We start from the raw sequence: 19,036 nt of genomic DNA on the forward strand, positions 1-19,036 counted from the left end.
CAGGATAACGCCTCAGGGCCTGCCGACGGCGGTCGCGGTCGCGGCGAGGTGCTGGGTCAGCCAGGCGGTGGTGGCCGTACGGGCCGCCTCCTGGTTGGCCCGCGCCAGGAAGTCGTGCCCCTCGCCGGTGAGCACCAGGTGCCCGTGCGGCACGTCCCGGGCGGCGAGGGCCCGCGCCACCTGCGCCGACTCCCCGGCCGGCACGTTCGTGTCGTTCGCGCCGTGGATGAGCAGCACCGGCACGTCCAGCCGGTCGATGTGGGTCAGCGGCGACAGGTCACGCAGCAGCTCCGCGTCCCGCCGCGGGTCGCCGTACTTGCTGACGGCGGCGGCGGCGATCCACGGCTCGGTGCCGGCGTAGAAGGTGTGGAAGTCGGAGATGCCGCACTCGGCGACCCCGGCGGCGAACAGGCCGGGGAAGTTCACGAGCACCGCGAGGACCAGGTAACCGCCGTAGGAACGGCCCAGGCAGCCGAGCTGACCGGGCCGGGCGACACCCGCGTCGACGAGAAACTCACCGCAGGCCGCCACGTCGGCGATCGCACCGTAGCGGCCGGCGAGGTTGTCGGCTGCGACGAAGGAGCGGCCGAACCCGGAGGACCCGCGTACGTTCGGCGCGAACACCGCGACACCCTGCGCCACGAGGGCCTGGAACAGCGGGTTGTAGCCGGGGCGCTCCTGCGCCTCCGGGCCACCGTGCAGGCTGATCGCGGTCGGCCAGGGGCCCGGCCCGGCCGGGCGGTAGAGCCAGCCGGAGAGCGGCAACCCGTCCTGGGCGCGCAGGTCGACAAGTTGGGGCGCGACGCCGCCGCCGTTCGTACCCGTGGTCGAGGTGCTCGGCCGCAACGGGCGCAGCGCACCGGTCGGTGGGTCGACAAGCCAGACCTCCCGGGGCTGCACCGGCCCCTGCGCGGTCAGGCAGAGCAGGTCGCCACCGGCGGCGAAGACGGCGTCGTCGAGCACCTCCCCAGGGGCGCCGACGGCCCGCTGCACGCCGTCGGCGAGGTCGAGCAGGCTCAGCTCGCTGCGCCCGCCGTAGGTGTTCCACAGCAGCGCGGCACGGCGCCCGTCCGGGCTCCGCGCCACGTGCTCCAACTCGGCGTCCGACCGCCCGGCGAGCCGGGTCGGCGTCCGCTCCGGTCGGGTCAGGTCGACCCGCACCAGCGCGGCGAGCTCCGAGAACGCGTCGGTGCGGGCCAGCACGCTCGTGCCGTCCGGGCCGAACCAGCCCTGGTCGGTGCTGCCCTGGCTAGTGTCCGGGAACAACCGCCGCCCAACGCCGGTCGCCACGTCGAGCAGCTCCAGCCACCGGGCGTTGCGGGGGCCACGGCGCAGCAGCGCGGCGCCGGCGTCCGGGGTCACGTCCAGGAGCGTGAGCAGCTCACCTTCGGCGAGCACCCGCCGGTGCCCGGTGCCCGCGTCGACCAGGACGGCCCGGCCCTGCTCGTCGGTCTCGGTGACCATCAGGACCGCGCCGTCGGGCAGCCAGCCGGCCAGCGCGGCGCTGCGCCTGCCGAACCCGGCGACCTGCCGGCGTCGCGAACCGTCCGGGCGCAGCACCCACAGCTCGGTGCGGGGCGCGCCACCGGGGGCGACGACGCAGGCCAGCCACCGCCCGTCCGGAGACCAGCTCAGCGCCAGCACCGGCTCGTCACCGGTGGGCAACGCGACGGCCTCGACGCTGTCGACGTCGCGGACCCAGACACCCGGGGCGCCGGCCCGATCGGAGAGGTACGCCACCCGGCGGCCGTCCGGGGACGGCGCGGGCGCGAAGTCCTCGCCGTCGGGCAACTGCGACGGCGGCGCGGGGCGGTGACTCGCGGGCCGGGCCCGTCGGGTGGTGCGCGGCACCTCGGTCCGTACGCTCATCTAAACCCCGATCCGCTGCAACCAGAGCTCCAGCAGCCCGAGCTGCCAGAGCGCGTTGGAGCCCAGCGTGGTCCGCCGGGCGTTCGGCGCGTCCAGCAACTCCTCCAGGTAGTCCTTGCGGAACAGGCCCCGCTCGCGCGCCGGCTGGGCGGTCAGCGCGTCCCGGACGTCGTCGAGCAGCGGCCCGGAGAGGTGCCGGATGGCGGGCACCGGGAAGTAGCCCTTCGGCCGGTCGATCACCTCGTCCGGGACGATGCCCCGGCTCGCCGCCTTGAGCACGCCCTTGCCGCCGTGGGCCAGCTTCAGCGCGGGTGGGCAGGCGGCGGCCAGCTCGACCACCTCGTGGTCGAGGAACGGCACGCGGGCCTCCAGCCCCCAGGCCATCGTCATGTTGTCGACCCGTTTGACCGGATCGTCGACGAGCATCACCAGGCTGTCCTGGCGCAGCGCCGCGTCCAGCGCGGTGTCCGCGCCGGGCGCGCCGAAGTGGGCGGCGACGAACTCCAGGCTCGCGTCGTGGTCGAGCATCCACTCGGGCGCCAGGTGCCCGGCGAGCGCGTCGTGGCGGCGGTCGAAGAACACCCGGGCGTACGCCTCGACGGCGTCCGCGCGGGCCACGTTCGCCATCGGCGGGTACCAGTCGTAGCCGGCCAGGATCTCGTCGGCGCCCTGCCCGGACTGCACCACAGTGATGCGCTGCGAGACCTCCTCGGAGAGCAGGTGGAACGCGACGCAGTCGTGGCTGACCATCGGCTCGCTCATCGCCGCGATGGCCTCGTGCACGGCGGGGACGAACCGGCTGGCACCGATGCGGATCTGCTGGTGGTCGGTGTCGAAGTGGCGGGCCACCAGGTCGGAGTAGTGGAACTCGTCGCCGCTCTCCCCCGCCGCCGCCTCGAACCCGATGCTGAAGGTGGCCAACCCGGTCTGGCCCTGCTCGGCCAGCAGCGCGACGATCAGACTGGAGTCGAGACCGCCGGAGAGCAGCACCCCGACCGGCACGTCGGCGACCATCCGTCGGCGTACGGCGGTGCGCAACGCCGCCATGAGCCGTTCCTGCCACTCGTCGGCGGACATGGCAGCGGCGGCGGACCGGCTGAACTCCGGCTGCCAGTAGAGCCGGTCGGTGCTCCGGCCGTCCGCGGTGATCACCCGAACGGTGGCCGGTGGGAGCTTGCGGACGCCGGCGAGGATCGTGCGCGGTGGGGGCACCACCGAGTGGAAGGTCATGTAGTGGTGCAGCGCCACCGGGTCGAGGTCGGTGTCCACGTCACCGGCGGCGAGCAACGCCGGCAGGGTCGAGGCGAAGCGGATCCGTCCCGGCCCCTGGGTCAGGTAGAGCGGCTTGATGCCGAGCCGGTCGCGGGCCAGCACCAGGGTGTGCGTTGCCAGCTCGACCAGGGCGAACGCGAACATCCCGTAGAACCGCTCGACGCAGGCCGTCCCCCACCTGTGGTACGCCTTGAGGATCACCTCCGTGTCGGAGGTCGACCGGAAGGAGTAGCCGAGGCCGATCAGCTCGTCGCGCAGCTCCCGGTAGTTGTAGATGCAGCCGTTGAAGACCACGGCCAGGCCCAGCTCGGGGTCGACCATCGGCTGGGCGCCGGCGTCGGAGAGGTCGATGATGCGCAACCGGCGGTGCACCAGGGCCACCGGACCGTGCTGCCACCGCCCCTCACCGTCCGGGCCGCGGGAGGTCAGGACGGGGAGCATCCGCTCGACGGCGGCCAGGTCCGGTGGCGCCCCGTCGAGGCGTAACTCGCCTCCGATACCGCACATGGCACTCACCTCTCATCGGCTCGGATCCGCTCGGGCCGCTGACCGGTCCAGGCTTGGCGGACCGGGTTGCGTACCGATGACGGGTAGGTCAACCGTTCGTTACACCGAATTCTGCGTGGCTCCGCCGAGCAGCCAGGTGTCCTTCGACCCACCACCCCGCGACGAGTTGACGATCATGCTGCCGGCCGGTGCCACCCGGGTCAGCGCCACCGGCGCGACCTCCGCCTGCTCGCCGAGGAACACGAAGGCCCGCAGGTCGACGTGGCGGGGAGCGAGAGCCGTGCCGTCGAAGACCGGGTGGGTGGTGAGCGAGACCATTTCCTGGGCGATCCACCGGTGCGGGGCCGCGAGGATCTGCTCCCGGACGGCGTCCAACTCCTCCGCCTCGGCCCGCGGGCCGATCACCACCCGGTCGCCGCCGTACCCGTCGACGGGCTTGAGCACCAACTCGTCGAGCCGGTCCAGCACCTCGGCCCGCTGCTCGGGCAGCCCGCACAGGTACGTCGGCACATCCCCCAGCAGGGGCTTCTCGCCCAGGTAGTACTCGATCAGTCGGGGCACGTACGCGTACAGCGCCTTGTCGTCGCCGACGCCGTTGCCGAGCGCGTTGGCGAGCGCGAGCCGCCCGGCGTGCACCGCGGCGAGCAACGGCCAGCCCAGCGGCACCCCGTCGGCGCCGGGGGCGTGCAGCAGCGCCTCCTCGTCCATCCGCAGGTAGATCACGTCGACCCGGCTGCGGGTGCCGGCGCGGACCAGCCAGACCCGCCCCTCCTCCACCAGCAGGTCGCTGGTCTCGGTGAGCGGCACACCCATCTCGTCGGCGAGCAACCGGTGCTCGAACCACGCCGGGTCACCCGGGCCGCTGCTGAGCACCACCACGGCGGGATCGTCGGCCGCGGCGGGCGCGGCGGCGAGCAGCGCCCGGTACAGCATCGCCGGTGTCTCGTCGGCGGGCAGCAGGTCCTCCGGCACCGGCAGTTCCGGCAGCACCGCCTGGGTGAGCCGGCGGTTCTGCACCGCGTAGCCGATCCCGGAGGGCACCCGCAGGTTGTCCTCCAGGACGTACCAGCCGCCGTCCGGGTCCCGGACGAGGTCGGTCCCGGACACCTGGACGCGGGTGCCCCGCCGGCCCATCAGCGCGCCGGTGGGGCGCAGACCGGGTGAGGACTCCACCACCCACGCCGGCACCACGCCGTCGGCCACCACGGCCCGGTCGCCGTAGACGTCCCGCAGGAACGCGTCCAGGGCGTGGGCGCGTTGCACCAGGCCGGTGCGCAGGGTCCGCCAGTCGGCGGCCTGCACCACGCGCGGCACCAGGTCGACGGGGAAGAGCCGGGTGCTCGCCTCGCCGGCCACGCTGAACGTCACGCCGCGCGCGCGCTGCTCCTCGTCCCGGTCGTGTTCACGCTGCCGGAGGGCACCGGCACCGAGGTGGCGCAGGGCCGCCAGGATCGGGGCGTACGCCGGCTCCGGCCCGGTCGGTCCGAAGACCTCGTCGCCGGCATCGGCGTACGTGGGCAGCGCCGGCGGTGTGGGCGCACCCGGCAGCGCCTCGCGGACCCGGCCCCGGGTCTCGTCGAGGAGCAGGTCCACCACGTCGGCCAGCCGGCCGCGACGCTCGTACGCCCGTCGCTGCCGCGCGGCGGAGCTGCCGCGCTCCAGGGCGTACCGGGTCAGCTCCCGGATCTGCTTCCAGTCCCCGGTGGCCTCCAACTGTGGGCGCAGGTCGGTCACCAGGCGGCGGACCGCCTCGGCGGCCGGCACCGGCCGGGCTGAGCGGGGCAGGTCGAGCAGGTCGCCCTCCAGCCCGGAGCGGGCCGCCCGCCACACGGCGGCGCGCAGCACCGGGGGCCGCACGGCGGTGCGCTCCACCCCGGCGCGCAGGGCGGCGACCTCCCGCCGGACCAACGCCCGGAACAGCCCGGTGAGCAGGACGATGGTCTCCACGTCGGCGTTGGCGTCGGTGATCCGCAGCTCCACGGTGGGTACGTGGGCCGACGGCCGGACATCGAAGTAGATCATGGCAGGGTCGGTGATCGTGCCGGAGGAGATCAGCTCGGCCACCAACGCCTCGTGATCCGCCGCGCTCGTCACCTCGCCCGGGTCGCCCGCGGTGGGCCAGCGCTGCCAGACCAGCGACCGGACGCTGGCGTAGCCGCTGTCCTGACCCATCCAGAACGGCGAACTGGTCGACAGGGCGAGCAGCACCGGCAGCCACGGCTGGACCCGGCGGGTGACCGCGACGGCCAGGTCCCGGTCGGAAACCCCGACGTGCACCTGCGCTCCGCAGATCAACTGCTCCCGCGCGAGCAGTTGGTACTCGTCGAGCATCCGCCGGTAACGGGAGGTGGGGGTGACGCTCGGGTCGCCGTCGGCGCGCAACGGCACCGTGCCGGCCGCCACGATGCCCAGCCCGGCCCGGTCGGCGACCTGGACGGCCAACTGGCGCAGCCGGGTCAGCTCGGCGCGGATCTCGTCCAGGGTGCGGCAGACCGCTGTGTTGGTCTCCACCACGCTGCGGTGCAACTCGGCGGTGAACGAGTCGGCCGGCAGCCGGTCGAGCAACTCCCCGGCCCGGGGCACCAGTTCCCGGGTGTGCAGGTCGACGACGTGGAACTCCTCCTCCACTCCGATCGTGGCGAGATCCGCCGGGTCGCCGTCGTCGAGGGTCGCGGCCGTGTTGGCGCGCTGCGTGGGCAGTGCCCGGCCGTTGCCGGACCGGCTGATCGGCCCGTCGAACGTGGGCGCGTTCGTGGTGTTGTCGGCCATGGTCACCCCGGTTCGCGTATCGGTGGTCGTGGCTGTCCGACGAGCGTTCCCAGGGTTGGTACCGGGCGTGTTTCCGGTGCGTTAAGGTGGCGGACCGTTCTGCCGGCACCCCGGCGACGCGACGCGCACGACAGCGATCGACGATGCCGGCTGTCCACCCGGACAGCCGGACATCGTCGACCTGTAGGTGACTACGGCCAGGAAGCGGCCGGGGTCACCTCATGTTCGCCACCACGAACGGCGCGTGGCCGTGCAGGTAGTTGGTCCACCCGCCGGTCACCGGCGCGCCAGGGCTGAGCAGGTTGGTCGTGTCGGTGCCGACGTCGAGCTTCCAGGCCGTCCAGGAGATGCCGTTCGCCCTCATCCAGTCGATCCAGGACTGCGCCTCCGGCAGGCAGGACCGGCCGTCGAGGCCGCCATCGGCGTTGCTGGCGCCCCACTCGGTGACGAAGAGCGCGAGGCCGGCGCGGATCGCCGCGTCACCCTTGGCCCGCAGCGACGCGCCGTGGGTGCACGAGTAGAAGTGCAGGGTGTACATCAGGTTGGTGCCGGTCACCGGGCTGGCCGCCGCCACGTCCACATCCTGCGACCAGGTCGGTGTGCCGAGCACGACGATGTTGTCCGGGTCGGCGGCGCGGATCGCGGAGACCACCGCCTGGTGGTACGGCTTGATGACGTTGGTCCAGCTCACCTGCAACGGCTCGTTGTACGGCTCCCAGATGACGTTGGGCAGGTGGCCGTAGCGGCGGGCCAGGTCACCGAAGAACGCCACCGCCTGGGACTGGTTGTTCTGCGCCTCGTGCGCGTGCCAGTCGACGATCACGTACACCCCGGCGCTGACCGCGTTGTTGATGATGGTCTCCACCTGCGCCCGCGCCCTGTTCGGGTCACTCAGGTACGCGCCGGCCGGCTCCACGCCCATGGCCGCGCGGATCACCTGGAGGTTCCAGTTGTCCCGCATCCACCTCAGCGCGGAGAGATTCTCGGCGTACGGGGCGGTCTCCCAGTTGAGCCACATGCTGCTGATGCCGCGCAACTGCACCCGCGCGCCGGACCTGTCGCACATCGTCGTGCCGCAGACCCGGAGCTGACCGTGCCGCTCGACGGGCGTGCCGGTGCTCGGCGGCGGGGTCGTGGGTGGCGGCGTGGTCGGCGGCGGGGTCGTGGGTGGCGGAGTGGTCGGCGGCGGGGTCGTGGGTGGCGGGGTCGTCGGTGGTGTGCCGCCGGTACAGGACACGCTGTCGCCGTTGACCGTGCAGTTCACCGGGGTCCCGGTGCCGTTGACGAGGAAGCCGAACGACGTCGACGCACCGACGCCGAGAGTGCCGTTCCACGACACGTTGCTGAAGGTGTGGTGGCTGCCCGAGGTGACCTGTTGGGCGTTCCACGACTGGCTGATGCTCGATCCGGCCGGCAGGTCGAACTCGACGCGCCAACTGGTGATCTGGGCGGAGGTGTTGTTGGTGACGGTGACCTGCCCCTGGTAGCCATTGCCCCAGTTGTTGGTCACGGAGAACACGGCGGTCGCCGCGCTGGCCGGTGTGGCGACTGTCGCCACCGCACCGGCGAGCAGGCCGGCGACGGCCAGAGTCGTGACAAGTCTCAGTGCGCGCATGCTGAACCCGCTTCGGTCAATCGACGGTGATGGCCTGGGGCGGGGCGGCGCCTGCGGCAGACAATATCGATCAACTGCTATGCAGTTCAAGGTCGGGCCACTGATTTTCTCGGCGACCGCGGACCAGACCCGGGTCGGCGCGGCGACGGCCCGGGTCGGGTGGGGACCGACCCGAGCGGGCCGGTCCCCGAGGCGCTCAGGCCGTCGGGCGTACCCGGTAGGCCAGGTGGGTGACGCCGTTGCCCTCGACGACCCGCAGCGGGCCGTCGAGCTGGAGTGGCGTGATCTTCAGGTCGGCGAAGAGTGGGATGCCACCGCCGAGCACCACCGGGACGAGATCGACGTGCACCTCGTCGAGCAGGCCGGCCTCGGCGACCTGGGCCGCGATGGTGCCGCCGTTGACGCCCACCTCCTTGTCACCGGCGAGCGCCTTCGCCCGGTCGATGGCGCTGGCGATGCCGTCGGTGACGAACACGAAGGACTCGTTCTCCGGCTCCCAACCGGCGGGCACGTGGTGCGTGACGACCACGACTGGCACGTCCATCGGGTGCCGGCCGCCCCACCCGTTGGTCAGGTCGAACAGCCGGCGGCCGACGACGAGCGCGCCGGTCCGCTCGTTGAGGTCGCGCAGGTGCCGGGCGCTCGCCGCGGACGTCCGGAACGTCATCTCGGGGTTGGCCGTCGGCGTCTCGACGTCGCCGTTGTTGTACCACTGGAAGAGGTACTCGAAGCCACCGTGGGACGGGTCCGCGATGTAGCCGTCCAACGACATCGTCGCCCCGGTCGTCACCTTCGTCATCGATCCACTCCTTGGTCCGTGCCGTGTCAGGGTTGCGGTGGGGCCGGTGTGCCCGGCCCTCACCCCGTGGTCGAAGCCGGAGCCACCGCTCTCGACACGTCCGCCTGATTCTTTTCGAACTTCCGCCGGCTGGAGCCCGCCGGAGCGAACGGGTTCAGCGGATCCGGGCGGCGACGGCGGCAGCGGCGGCGGTCGCCCCGGCGTCGTTGAGGTGCAGGAAGTCGCCGTGGTCGTAGGCGGGTCGCAGGGCGTCCCGGTCGGCCGGATCGGCGAGGATCCGGTCCAGGTCGACGACGGCGTCGTACGCACCGCTGGTGCGGATCCAGTGGTTCACCTCGTCGCGTACCTCCTCCTTCTCCGCGCTGTAACCCGCCCAGCCCTTCATGGGCGGCATCGTGGCGCCGATGAGGGTGACCCGGTGGGCCCGGCCGGCCCGGATCAGCGCCCGGTGGCCCTCGATGAGGTCAGCGGCGGTGACCGTCGGTGAGGCGCCACAGCCGAAGTCGGGGTAGCCACCACCGCTGATGTCGTTGATGCCGATCAGAACGACAGCCGAGCGCACACCCGGCTGTCCGAGGGCGTCGCGGCGGAACCGGTCGACGCCCCGCTCGCCGAAGCACGGCGAGTCGGCGAGCAGCTTGTTGCCGCCGATGCCGGCGTTGACCACGGCCAGCGGGCGACCGGCGGCGACCAGTTGCTCGGCCAACTGGTCCGGGTAGCGGTTGTCGGCACCCGGGGTGGAACCGTAGCCGTCGGTCTGCGAGTCACCGAACGTCACCACCGTGCCACGGGTACGCGGCGACCCGGCGACGTCCACCCCCGCCAGGTGATACCACGACTGGCTGGTCTCGCCGGAGAACGCGGCGGCACGGTTGTCGAAACGGTGGTCGCCCGTCGCGCGGTACGTGCTGGTGAGTCCGTCCTGGTGGTAGGTCGCCGGGCCGGTGGCACCGGCGAAGTACAGCGTCACGGTGAGCGCCTCCAGCGCGCGTACCGGCAGGAGCACCGGGTCGGAGGTGGTCTCGGTGCCGGCGGCCACCGTGGTCGAGCGCCGCCGGTCGAAGGTGACCGGGAGCAGGGTGCCGGGCCGCACCGCCGCACCGGCGTCCGTCCGGCCCACGGTGGCGCCGGTCAGTCGCAGCGGTTGGCTGCCGTACCGGTTGGACACCCGGATCCGGATCAGGGAACCGGCCGCGCTGACCCGGACCACCTGCCGGACCGACTCGTCGGCGAAGCCGGGCACGGACCAGTTCGCGCCGAACCAGTCGTTGCCCGCCACGGGGTGGTGGTGGGCGACCGACCAGGCCGCCGACCAGTTGTCCGGGTGGTCGCCGGCGGTGGTCGCGGCGGTCGCCGGCGTGGCCGTCGCCAGCAGGACCAGGGCGGTGAGTACGGGCAGGAGGCGACCTGTCGACATCGACATGAGAATGTCCCTTCGGGAAACTGCGGTGGGTGGACGGCCGGTTCGCGGCGGCCGATGTGGTTCACCCTGCGCCGGCCGCCTTACCGTTTCTTTACGGTCCGCTGGCCTGCCGCCACGCCCGACCGGCCGTTCGCGTGCCGGTCCTCGTGACGCTTGTCAGCGCCGTATCCTGGCCGCCATGCGGTTCGGGGTGCTGGGCCCGTTGACGGTGTGGACCACGCACGGTGCCGTGGTCGCCGTCCCGGGGTTGAAGGTCCGGGCCCTGCTCGCCGCGTTGCTGCTGCACGAGGGGCAGCCGGTGCCGGCGGATCGGCTCATCGACTACCTGTGGGGTGACGCCCCGCCGACGAACGCCGCCGCGGCGCTGTCGGTCAAGGTGTCTCAGCTTCGCCGGGTGCTGGCCGAGGCCGAGCCCGGTGGTCGGGAGTTGGTGCGGTCGCCGCCACCCGGTTACCGGATTCTGGTCGATCACGACGAGGTGGACTCCAGCCGCTTCCACCGGCTGGTGTCGGAGGCGCGCGGCACGCGGGACGTCCGATCTCGCGTCGCGCTCTACACGACGGCACTGGCCCTGTGGCGGGGTCCGGCCTTCGCCGACTTCCGCGACGAACCGTTCACTGCCGCCGCGGCCGCCGGCCTGGAGGAGCAACGGCTCCTCGCCCTGGAGGACTGTCTCGACGACCGGCTGGCGTTGGGCGAGCACGGGGCGGTCGTCGGTGACCTCGGTGACCTGCTGGCCCGGCAGCCGATGCGCGAACGTGCTCGGGGGCTGCACATGCTCGCCCTGTACCGGGCGGGACGGCAGTCCGAGGCGCTGGGCAGCTACGACGAGCTGCGGGTCCGGCTTCGGGAGGAGCTGGGACTTGATCCCGGGCCCGAGCTTGTGGCGTTGCAGCGGGCCGTTCTCGCCCACGATCCGGCGCTCGCCACACCACCGGCAGCACTCGCGGGACACCGCACGGCGGAGTCCACCGCCCCCACGTGGACGAACCTGCCGACCCCGTTGACCGAGCTGATCGGTCGCGAGACGGCGGTCACCGAACTGGCGGCGGAGCTGGGGCGCCACCGGCTGGTCACCCTCATCGGAATCGGCGGGGTCGGCAAGACCCGACTCGCCCTGGAGGTCGCCCGCGCCCGCACGGCCGCGTACCCGGACGGGGCGGTGCTTGTCGAGCTGGCGGGAGTCGCCCGGTCCGACGCGCCCGAGACGGTGGACGCGTTGGCGGACCTGGTCCTGGCGGTGCTCGACGTACGGGACACCGCCGAAGCAGGCACCGCCATCGCGCCGATCGACAGGCTCGTCCGGGTGCTGCGCGACCGGCGGCTCCTGCTCGTGCTCGACAACTGCGAGCACCTGGTGGAACCGGTAGCGGAGGTGACCGCCGCGCTGCTGCGCGCGGCACCCGGGGTGCACGTGCTGGCGACCAGCCGCGAACCGCTCGGGCTGTCCGGTGAGGTCGTGTGGGTCGTCCCGCCGCTGCCGGTTCCCGAGCCGACCGACGGTACCGACCTGGCTGCCCTGCAACGCTCCAGCTCGGTACGCCTCTTCGTCGCCAGGGCGGCCGCCGCGGACCGGGGTTTCGTGCTCACCGCGCAGAACGCGGGAGCCGTCGCCACCCTGTGTCGACGGCTCGACGGGATCCCGCTGGCGCTGGAGCTGGCCGCCACCCAGGTCCGCGGGCTGGGCGTGCCGGGTCTGGTCGCCGGGCTCGGCGACAGGTTTCGGTTGCTGGGCGCCCGGCACCGGGGCGTACCCGCTCGCCAGCGGACGCTGCTGGCGATGCTCGACTGGAGCTGGCAGTTGCTCACCGAGCCGGAACGGGTGGTGTTGCGGCGGCTGGCCGCGTACGCCGACGGCTGTCGCGTGGACGCGGTGCGGGCCGTCTGCGCGCCCGACGGCGTGCCCGCCGCGAGCGTCGCGGATCTGCTGGCCCGACTCGTCGACAGGTGTCTGGTCGTCGTCGCGCCACGGGCGGGCAGCCCGCACTACCGGCTGCTGGAGTCGGTCGCCGCCTTCGGTGTGGAGCGGATGCGCGCGGCCGGCGAACTGGACCAGATCCGCACGCGCGCCCACCGTCACCTCGCCGAGCTGGCCGAGCGGGCGCGCGACCACCTGCACGGTCCGGACCAACGATCCTGGTTGCGGCAGCTCGACGCCGAGTCCGCCAATCTGCGCGGAGCGCTGGACGCCGCGGTACGTCAGCGCGACGGGGACCTCGCGCTACGCCTGTCCACCGCGCTGAGCTGGTACTGGTTCCTCCGGGGCCGGTTCGCCGAGGCCCGGAGGCGGCTCGGGGCGGCGCTGGACTGCCCGCCGGACGGGTCCACCGCCCTGCGCGCCAGCGCCGCGGCGTGGCACCTGGGTTTCGCTCTCCTGTCCGGCGACGTCGCGGACTGGGCCAGCCGCCACCACGCGGCGCTGCGGCGGTACGAGGGCGTCGACGACCCGCACGGCCGGCTACGGGCGCAGTGGTTTCTCGCCTACACGGAGGTCGACCTCGGTGCGGTGGCGGCCACCGGCGAGTTGCTCGACCGGGTCCTCACCGAGGCGCGCGTGCTGGGCGACGAGTGGGTGGTGGCCGCCACCCTCGGCCTGCGCGCCAAGCACGCGCACGTCCGGGGCGACGGGGCGATGGTGGTGAGCGCCGGGGCGGAGAGCGCGGCGCTGTTCCGCCGGCTCGGCGACCGTTGGGGGCTGTTGCAGGCCACCGAGTGGCTCGGCGCCCAGGCAGGCATGGTCGGGGACTACGAGCAGGCCGATCGGCTGTACCAGGAGGGCCTACGCGTCGCGGAGGACCTGGGACTGGGGTTCGAGGTGGCCGGCCACCTCTGCTGGTTGGGCTGGGTGGCGTTGCAGCGGGGCGACTACCCGCGGGCGCGGCAGCTCTGCGGTCGTGGGCTGCGGCTGGCCACCGAGCAGGGTGCTCCGCTCGGCATCGTGTTCGCGGAGCTGTGTCTCGCTGCCACCGCCCGCCGGGAGGGCAGCCTCGACACGGCGGAGGCCCACCTGCGGAATCTGCTGGACGCGGCCGGGCGGCAGCAGGACGGGCCTGGGCAGCCGCTCTACCTGCCCGGGGTCCTGGGCGAGTTGGGGTACGTCGCCGAGCTGCGTGGTGACCGGAGGGCCGCCCTGGACTGGCACCTGCGGGCCGCCGAGGTCGCCGTGGAACTCGGCGCCGACCAGGCCCCCTGGCAGGTCCTCGTCGGCGTGGCCGCCGCCCGTGCCGGCGGTGACCGCCCGCTGGACGTGGCCCGGTTGCTCGGCGCGGCGGCGGCGAGCCGGGAGGCGACCGGACTCCCGCTCGCGCCGGCCGATCGACCCGACGTCGAGCGGGCGACCGCCCTGGCCGCGGCGGGATTGGGTGATCAGGACTTCGCCGTGGCCTACGAGCAGGGACGGCGGCTGTCGCCCGAGGAGATCGGTCGCGTCGTCAGGGGTTCGGGCCTGGCCACCCTGCGCCGCTGACCAGGCTGCCAGGGCTGCTGCCCCGCGTGACGCGCGTCGGGTCAGGGGCGCAGCGCGGCTGTGCCCGCCATGGCGGGTGCGGGCCGGCCGCGCCGGTCGTAGCGTAGGGATCATGCGAACCACCACGCTGGGCAGCGCAGGCCCCGAGGTCGGCGTCATCGGCCTCGGCTGCATGGGCATGACCCACGGCTACGACATCACCGGCCCGCGCGACGACGACACCTCGATCGCGGTCATCCACCAGGCACTCGACCTGGGTGCCACGCTCGTCGACACGTCGGACGTGTACGGGCCGTACACGAATGAGGAACTGGTCGGGCGGGCGCTGGCCGGCGGTCACCGCGAGCGTGCCGTCCTCGCGACCAAGGCCGGTCTGGTGGTCACCTCCCCCACCGGTGGCCCCGGCAACTCCCCCAGAATCGGCAACAACGGCCGCCCGGAACACATCCGCAGGGCGATCGACGACAGCCTGCGCCGGCTCGGCACCGACCACGTCGACCTCTACCAGCTACACCGCGTCGACCCGGAGGTGCCCATCGAGGAGTCCTGGGGGGCGATGGCCGAGGTCGTCGCGGCGGGCAAGGCACGCCAGATCGGGCTGTCCGAGGTGACGGTGACCCAGATCGCGCGGGCCCAGGCCGTGCACCCGGTGGCGTCGGTGCAGTCCGAGCTGTCGCTGTGGACCCGCGACCCGCTGACCGAGGTGCTGCCGTACTGCGTCGAGCACGGCATCGCATTCCTGCCGTTCTCCCCGCTCGGTCGCGGCTTCCTCGCCGGCCGGTTCACCTCGTTCGACGACCTGCCCGCCGACGACTTCCGCCGTGGGCTGCCCCGTTTCCAACAGGACGCGCTGCGCGCCAACCTCGCCATCGTCGCCCGGGTCCGCGAGATCGCCGACCGCGCCGGGGTCACCCCCGCGCAGGTCGCCCTCGCCTGGGTGGTCGCCCAGGGTGACCAGGTCATCCCGATCCCCGGCACCAAGACCCCGAAGTACCTGGTGGACAACTGCGCCGCGGGCGACGTGCGGCTCAGCGCCGAGGACCTGACCGACCTCGACGCGTTGCCCGCACCCCAGGGCGGTCGCTACTGAGGCTCCGGCGGCCCGACGCCCCGCCGCCGGGCCGCCACCGGCGGGCCGAACCTGACCGCGACGCCGGGCGAGTAGAGCACGCTCACCGGCGGCCCGGCCGGCGTCGGCAACCCGGCGGCGGCGACCAGCTCGTCGTCGAGGTGCAGCAGCTCGGCCCGGTGCAGCGGCCAGCGCGGATGCCAGTTCGGCAGGTGCAGCGTGCGCCCGTGTGCCCGCGTGTGCAGGCCCCAGCGCGCGGTGACGAAGTGCTCAAGGGGGGTCGGGTCGGCGATCGGCTCCCCCACCCGCACCACCATTCGGCTCGTCGTACCCGCCGGCCCCGGCCAGCGCCGCCGGCACCGGTAGGTACGGCGGTCGCCGTCGTGGTCCAACCGCATCGACGACCAGAGGTACGGCAGGCGCAGCGTCACTCGCGCCACCAGCACCGGCACCAGGCGGGACGCGTCGAGCGAGCGGAACACCACCGCCCGCCGGCCGGTGCCGTCGACCGAGTAGAGCCGGACGTTGGTCTCGGCGAAGGTGCCGAAGTACGGCACACCCGGACCGCGTCCGAAACCCAGACCGACCATCCGGAAGCCGATCAGACCGACGAAGCTCACGCCGTCCATCGTGTCCGGACGAGTGCCGGCGGGTAGCAGCGGCGCGACGAGTTCCGGAGCGACGGCCCAGTGCAGGAAGGTGAGGTCCTCCCAGCGCTGCCGGAGGACCGCCCAGGGGATCGCCAGCCGGGGCGAGTGGTCGACCGGTTCGATGTCCACGCCCTCATCCTGACTCAGGCGTGCGGACCGACGTCCACCGTTCCGATGGTCAACGACGGATTGCCCTCCAGAATGTGACCGACCCGCTCGACCTCCTCGTCCAATGCCCGGCGTCGACCGACGCCGAGCGGCCGCAACGGCTCGACGGTGATGCGGATCGTGCGCCCGGAGCGCCGCATGTGCCACACTCCGGCGACCGTCCCGTCCAGGAGCAGCACCGGAAAGTTGCCGGCCTGTCCTCCGGCCAGCGCCCGCTCGGCGGCGGCCCCGGGAAAGAGCCGCTCGCGTGGGTGGCAGCCGACCGCGTACGCGTCGAAGTAGGGCAGGAGCCGCAGCCCGGCCGGCCGATCGTCCGGGAATTCGGTGTCGCCGGCGACCACCCACGCCCGCGTGCCGGCGACGGTGACCTCGGTCAGATCCAGGGACCGGAACACGACGCCCGCCCACTGCTCGGGCGCCGACAGCCACTTGGCGAACTGGGCCGGGGTGGCCGGGCCGTACGCGTACAGGTAGCGGCGGACGAGGTCGGCACGCGCCGCCGGGCCGGGCATCGGCGTGAACCCGGGTAGCCAACGGGTCGGGCTGGTGTAGGTCGTGGCGCGCCCCCGGTTCGGGCCGTGGCACATCACTCCGGCCCGGGTGGCGGCCGACATCGCGGCCATCCAGCGGGGCCACCGGTCCTGGAATGCCTCCATGACCCGCTCGCCCGCCCAGCCACCCGTGCGCGCGACGATCTCCTCGGTCAGCTCGGCTGTGGTCAGCTCGGCCTCGGCCAACGCGTCGGCGATGGCCGCGAGGACCTGCTCGGTCTGCTGGGGAGTCAGCAGGGCCACGGCCCGCTCCCAGGGCGGGGCGGGCACCGCGCTCAGCGCGCCGGTCCACATCGGCAGGTCCGCGGCGGCGAGCAGGTGCACGGTGCCGCGCGGCCCACGGGTCTTGACCAGCGTGCGGTCCCGCCAGAGCGCCCGGCGCACCAGGGCACGGGTGGCGCCCGGGACGCGGAGCCCGACGGACAGCTCGGCGGCGGAGGCAACCTGGGCGTGCGCGCCGCACATCGTCGACACCGCGTCGGCGACGCGGTCGGCGTCGGGTGCCGCGTCCGGGGCGGACGCCGCCGGTGCCGAGAGCCCGTGTCGCGCCAGCCGCCGGGCGGACACCTGCTCCCAGCTCAGCTCGGTCACGGCAGACCCAGGCTGAACGCGCACGTGGGCGGGGCTTCGTGAGCACGTCTGGACATGCCGCCCACGCTACGACCGACGTATGTCACTTTCCGACGGCCGTCGTGGCCGTCGGGTGGCTCTCCCCCGGCGCCGGCCCCGGGAGGCGTCACCTTCACTCGTCGTAGGCTGGTACGGATGTCAGGCGCCGAACAGACCGCCCATACCATCGCGAATGGGACGCCCCGGGACGGGCAGGAGGACGTACGCGTGACGCAGGGTGACACGGAGCTGGTGGTGCTCGCGCAGGCGGGTGACGCGGGCGCGCTCGGTGCGCTGTTGGCCCGGCACGAGGCCGAGATGCGGGCCGTGGCGCTCAGTGTCCTCGGCTACGGACCGGACGCCGAGGACGCGGTGCAGGACGCGATGGTGGTGGCGTTGCGGCGCATCGGCGAGGTCCGCGACCCGGCCGCCGTCGGCCCGTGGTTGCGTGCCATCGTCCGCAACAACAGCCGGATGACGCTTCGCGGGCCCAGGGCCGTCCCGGTCGCCGAGCCGGACTGGTTCGCCGGCCCCGCCGACACGCCCACCCCGGAGGAGGCACTGGACCGGGGCGCGATGCGCGACTGGGTGTGGCACGCCATCGGGCGGTTGTCCGAGCCGGACCGGTTGGTCACGCTACTGCGGTACTTCAGCGACGCGTCCTCCTACGAGCAGATCGCGGCAGTGTGCGGGGTCCCGGTCGGCACCGTCCGCAGCCGCCTCAGCCACGCCCGCCGCGCGCTCGCCGGCGGCCTCCGCGCGGCGGCGAACGCCGCGCACACCGACGTCGCCGCGTCGAGCGAGTCGCGCTGGCGGGAGGGTCGCGACATGATCGCCACGGCGATGGGCGGCGACTTCGACCGGGTCGTGCGCGAGAGCTGGTGGCCGGACGCCGAGATGATCGTGCCGGGCGGCCCGCGCGGTGGCCGTGACCTGGCGGTCAACGGCATGGACTGCGACCTGGCCGCCGGGGTACGCCAGCGGCTGCGCAACGTGGTGGGCAGTGGCGACGTGCTGATCTGGGAGACCGACCTGATCAGCCCGCCGGACGACCCGGAACACTGTCCGCCCGCGGCGCTGTGGTTGCAGGTGCTGCGCGAGGGGCGGGTGCGCCAACTCACCCTCTTCCACCCCGTCCCAGCGTTGCTCTGAAAAAACTTCGGTCACCGAGCGAACTTTTCCGTCCACCCACGCATCTGGTCCGCGTCATGCACCAGTTGCCGTGTCGGCACACGCCGCACGGGTCTCGGATCGGGAGATAGCTCATGGGTTCCACAAGCCACGACGTCAGCGCCCTCGCACCGGGTGCCCACACCTTCACCGTCGACGGCGTCCGGCAGGTCTACCACGTCGCCGGCACCGGCCCGGTGTGCGTGGCGCACTCCGGCGGCCCCGGCATCGAATGGGCCTACCTGCGCACACCGAGCCTGGAAGAGCACTTCACGATGGTGTACGTCGAGCCGGTGGGCACCGGTGCCGCGGGACGACTCGACGATCCCAGTGAGTACCGTCTCGACACCTATGTCCGGTTCCTGGCTGCCGTCGTCGAGCACCTCGGCGTACCCCGGGTGTATCTCCTCGGGCACTCGCACGGCGGTTTCGTCGTCCAGCGGTACGCGCTCGCCCACCCGGACCGGGTCGTCGGTCTCGCCCTGTACGACACGTCACCGGTGACCGGTGCCGAGTTCTGGGCCGAGGCGATGGCCGGTCTGGCCGCGTACCCGCAGCGGCACCCGGACCGGCCCGAGGCGGCGGCGGTTCCGGCGGCCTTCGGGCAGATCGGCGCCGCGACCGACGACGAGTCGTTGGGGGCCGCCCTGCGCGCCGCCCTTCCGGTGTACTTCGCGGACTTCTGGGGCCGACAGGACGAGTTCGCCCCGTTCCAGGCCGCCGTCCGGATCTGGTCGGCGCCGGCCGGTGCGCAGGATCCCACGCCCTTCGACGTGCGGGAGAACCTGGCGGAGATCACCGTGCCCGTCGTGGTGATCGTCGGGGCGTACGACTTCATCTGCGGTCCGCGCTGGGCGGAGCAGTTGCACGCGGGCCTGAAGGACTCGCGGCTGGTGCTGCTGGAGCAGAGCGGGCACTTCGCCCACATCGAGCAGCCGGCGGAGTTCACCGAGGCCGTGGTGGGGCTGCTCAAGCGCTGACCCGGCGCGGCACGCCGGACCCCGAGGTCTGTTCGTCACAGCGGGCAGGCCTCGGCGTTCGACTGCGTTGCACGGTCATAGGCTTGGCACTTTGGTGCACCGTGACGAAGAGGAGACCG

The 19,036-nt window shown here is 73.2% G+C and carries 12 protein-coding genes; 4 read left to right on the forward strand and 8 right to left on the reverse strand.

Annotated elements, in window-relative coordinates; translation table 11 throughout:
* Window positions 1-12: 12 nt before the first annotated feature.
* The 6 genes from AB0F61_RS27495 to AB0F61_RS27520 form a co-directional block, all read right to left on the reverse strand.
* Window positions 13-1,869 (reverse strand): prolyl oligopeptidase family serine peptidase, encoded by a 1,857-nt coding sequence (locus AB0F61_RS27495; protein ID WP_357815185.1) that lies wholly within the window; start codon window positions 1,867-1,869, stop codon window positions 13-15.
* On the reverse strand, window positions 1,870-3,648 hold the full coding sequence (locus tag AB0F61_RS27500) for an N-acetylglutaminylglutamine amidotransferase (protein ID WP_357815188.1): 1,779 nt from the start codon (window positions 3,646-3,648) through the stop codon (window positions 1,870-1,872).
* A gap of 99 nt (window positions 3,649-3,747) precedes the next feature.
* Window positions 3,748-6,417 carry a carboxylate--amine ligase/circularly permuted type 2 ATP-grasp protein gene (locus tag AB0F61_RS27505; RefSeq protein WP_357815246.1) on the reverse strand — a complete coding sequence of 890 codons (2,670 nt, stop codon included), beginning with the start codon at window positions 6,415-6,417 and terminating at the stop codon, window positions 3,748-3,750.
* Window positions 6,418-6,631: 214 nt separating this feature from the next.
* On the reverse strand, window positions 6,632-8,032 hold the full coding sequence (locus tag AB0F61_RS27510) for a cellulase family glycosylhydrolase (RefSeq protein ID WP_357815190.1): 1,401 nt from the start codon (window positions 8,030-8,032) through the stop codon (window positions 6,632-6,634).
* 196 nt (window positions 8,033-8,228) lie between these two features.
* Window positions 8,229-8,831: a dihydrofolate reductase family protein gene (locus AB0F61_RS27515; RefSeq protein ID WP_357815192.1), complete on the reverse strand. Its 603-nt coding sequence runs from the start codon at window positions 8,829-8,831 to the stop codon at window positions 8,229-8,231.
* 154 nt (window positions 8,832-8,985) lie between these two features.
* On the reverse strand, window positions 8,986-10,248 hold the full coding sequence (locus AB0F61_RS27520; protein WP_357815195.1) for an SGNH/GDSL hydrolase family protein: 1,263 nt from the start codon (window positions 10,246-10,248) through the stop codon (window positions 8,986-8,988).
* Between the two features lie 184 nt (window positions 10,249-10,432).
* On the opposite strand from AB0F61_RS27520, the gene AB0F61_RS27525 reads away from it, so the two are divergent.
* On the forward strand, window positions 10,433-13,720 hold the full coding sequence (locus AB0F61_RS27525) for a BTAD domain-containing putative transcriptional regulator (RefSeq protein WP_357815198.1): 3,288 nt from the start codon (window positions 10,433-10,435) through the stop codon (window positions 13,718-13,720).
* 112 nt (window positions 13,721-13,832) lie between these two features.
* Window positions 13,833-14,810, forward strand: a complete 978-nt coding sequence (locus AB0F61_RS27530) for an aldo/keto reductase (RefSeq protein WP_357815201.1) — start codon at window positions 13,833-13,835, stop codon at window positions 14,808-14,810.
* Here AB0F61_RS27530 and AB0F61_RS27535 read toward each other — a convergent pair.
* Complete coding sequence (locus AB0F61_RS27535) at window positions 14,804-15,568, reverse strand: DUF2071 domain-containing protein (protein WP_357815203.1); 765 nt, start codon at window positions 15,566-15,568, stop codon at window positions 14,804-14,806. The genes AB0F61_RS27530 and AB0F61_RS27535 overlap by 7 nt on opposite strands.
* A 14-nt stretch (window positions 15,569-15,582) precedes the next feature.
* Entirely contained in the window at window positions 15,583-16,749 is a 1,167-nt protein-coding gene (locus AB0F61_RS27540) for a winged helix DNA-binding domain-containing protein (RefSeq protein WP_357815205.1), read from the reverse strand.
* Window positions 16,750-16,995: 246 nt separating this feature from the next.
* Between AB0F61_RS27540 and AB0F61_RS27545 the strand changes: the two genes are divergently transcribed.
* Window positions 16,996-17,919: a sigma-70 family RNA polymerase sigma factor gene (locus AB0F61_RS27545; protein WP_357815208.1), complete on the forward strand. Its 924-nt coding sequence runs from the start codon at window positions 16,996-16,998 to the stop codon at window positions 17,917-17,919.
* Between the two features lie 113 nt (window positions 17,920-18,032).
* The gene (locus AB0F61_RS27550) at window positions 18,033-18,917 is read left to right on the forward strand and encodes an alpha/beta hydrolase (RefSeq protein ID WP_357815211.1); all 885 of its coding nucleotides are present in this window, start codon (window positions 18,033-18,035) and stop codon (window positions 18,915-18,917) included.
* The last annotated feature ends 119 nt before the right edge of the window (window positions 18,918-19,036 follow it).

Source organism: Micromonospora sp. NPDC023888 (assembly GCF_040639415.1).
GTDB lineage: Bacteria > Actinomycetota > Actinomycetes > Mycobacteriales > Micromonosporaceae > Micromonospora.

Coding starts and splice junctions, on each gene's coding strand:
- AB0F61_RS27530 (WP_357815201.1), top strand. CDS start 13,833: ATGCGAACCACCACGCTGGGCAGCGCAGGCCCCGAGGTCGGCGTCATC.
- AB0F61_RS27525 (WP_357815198.1), top strand. CDS start 10,433: ATGCGGTTCGGGGTGCTGGGCCCGTTGACGGTGTGGACCACGCACGGT.
- AB0F61_RS27515 (WP_357815192.1), bottom strand. CDS start 8,831: ATGACGAAGGTGACGACCGGGGCGACGATGTCGTTGGACGGCTACATC.
- AB0F61_RS27495 (WP_357815185.1), bottom strand. CDS start 1,869: ATGAGCGTACGGACCGAGGTGCCGCGCACCACCCGACGGGCCCGGCCC.
- AB0F61_RS27550 (WP_357815211.1), top strand. CDS start 18,033: ATGGGTTCCACAAGCCACGACGTCAGCGCCCTCGCACCGGGTGCCCAC.
- AB0F61_RS27520 (WP_357815195.1), bottom strand. CDS start 10,248: ATGTCGACAGGTCGCCTCCTGCCCGTACTCACCGCCCTGGTCCTGCTG.
- AB0F61_RS27510 (WP_357815190.1), bottom strand. CDS start 8,032: ATGCGCGCACTGAGACTTGTCACGACTCTGGCCGTCGCCGGCCTGCTC.
- AB0F61_RS27500 (WP_357815188.1), bottom strand. CDS start 3,648: ATGTGCGGTATCGGAGGCGAGTTACGCCTCGACGGGGCGCCACCGGAC.
- AB0F61_RS27505 (WP_357815246.1), bottom strand. CDS start 6,417: ATGGCCGACAACACCACGAACGCGCCCACGTTCGACGGGCCGATCAGC.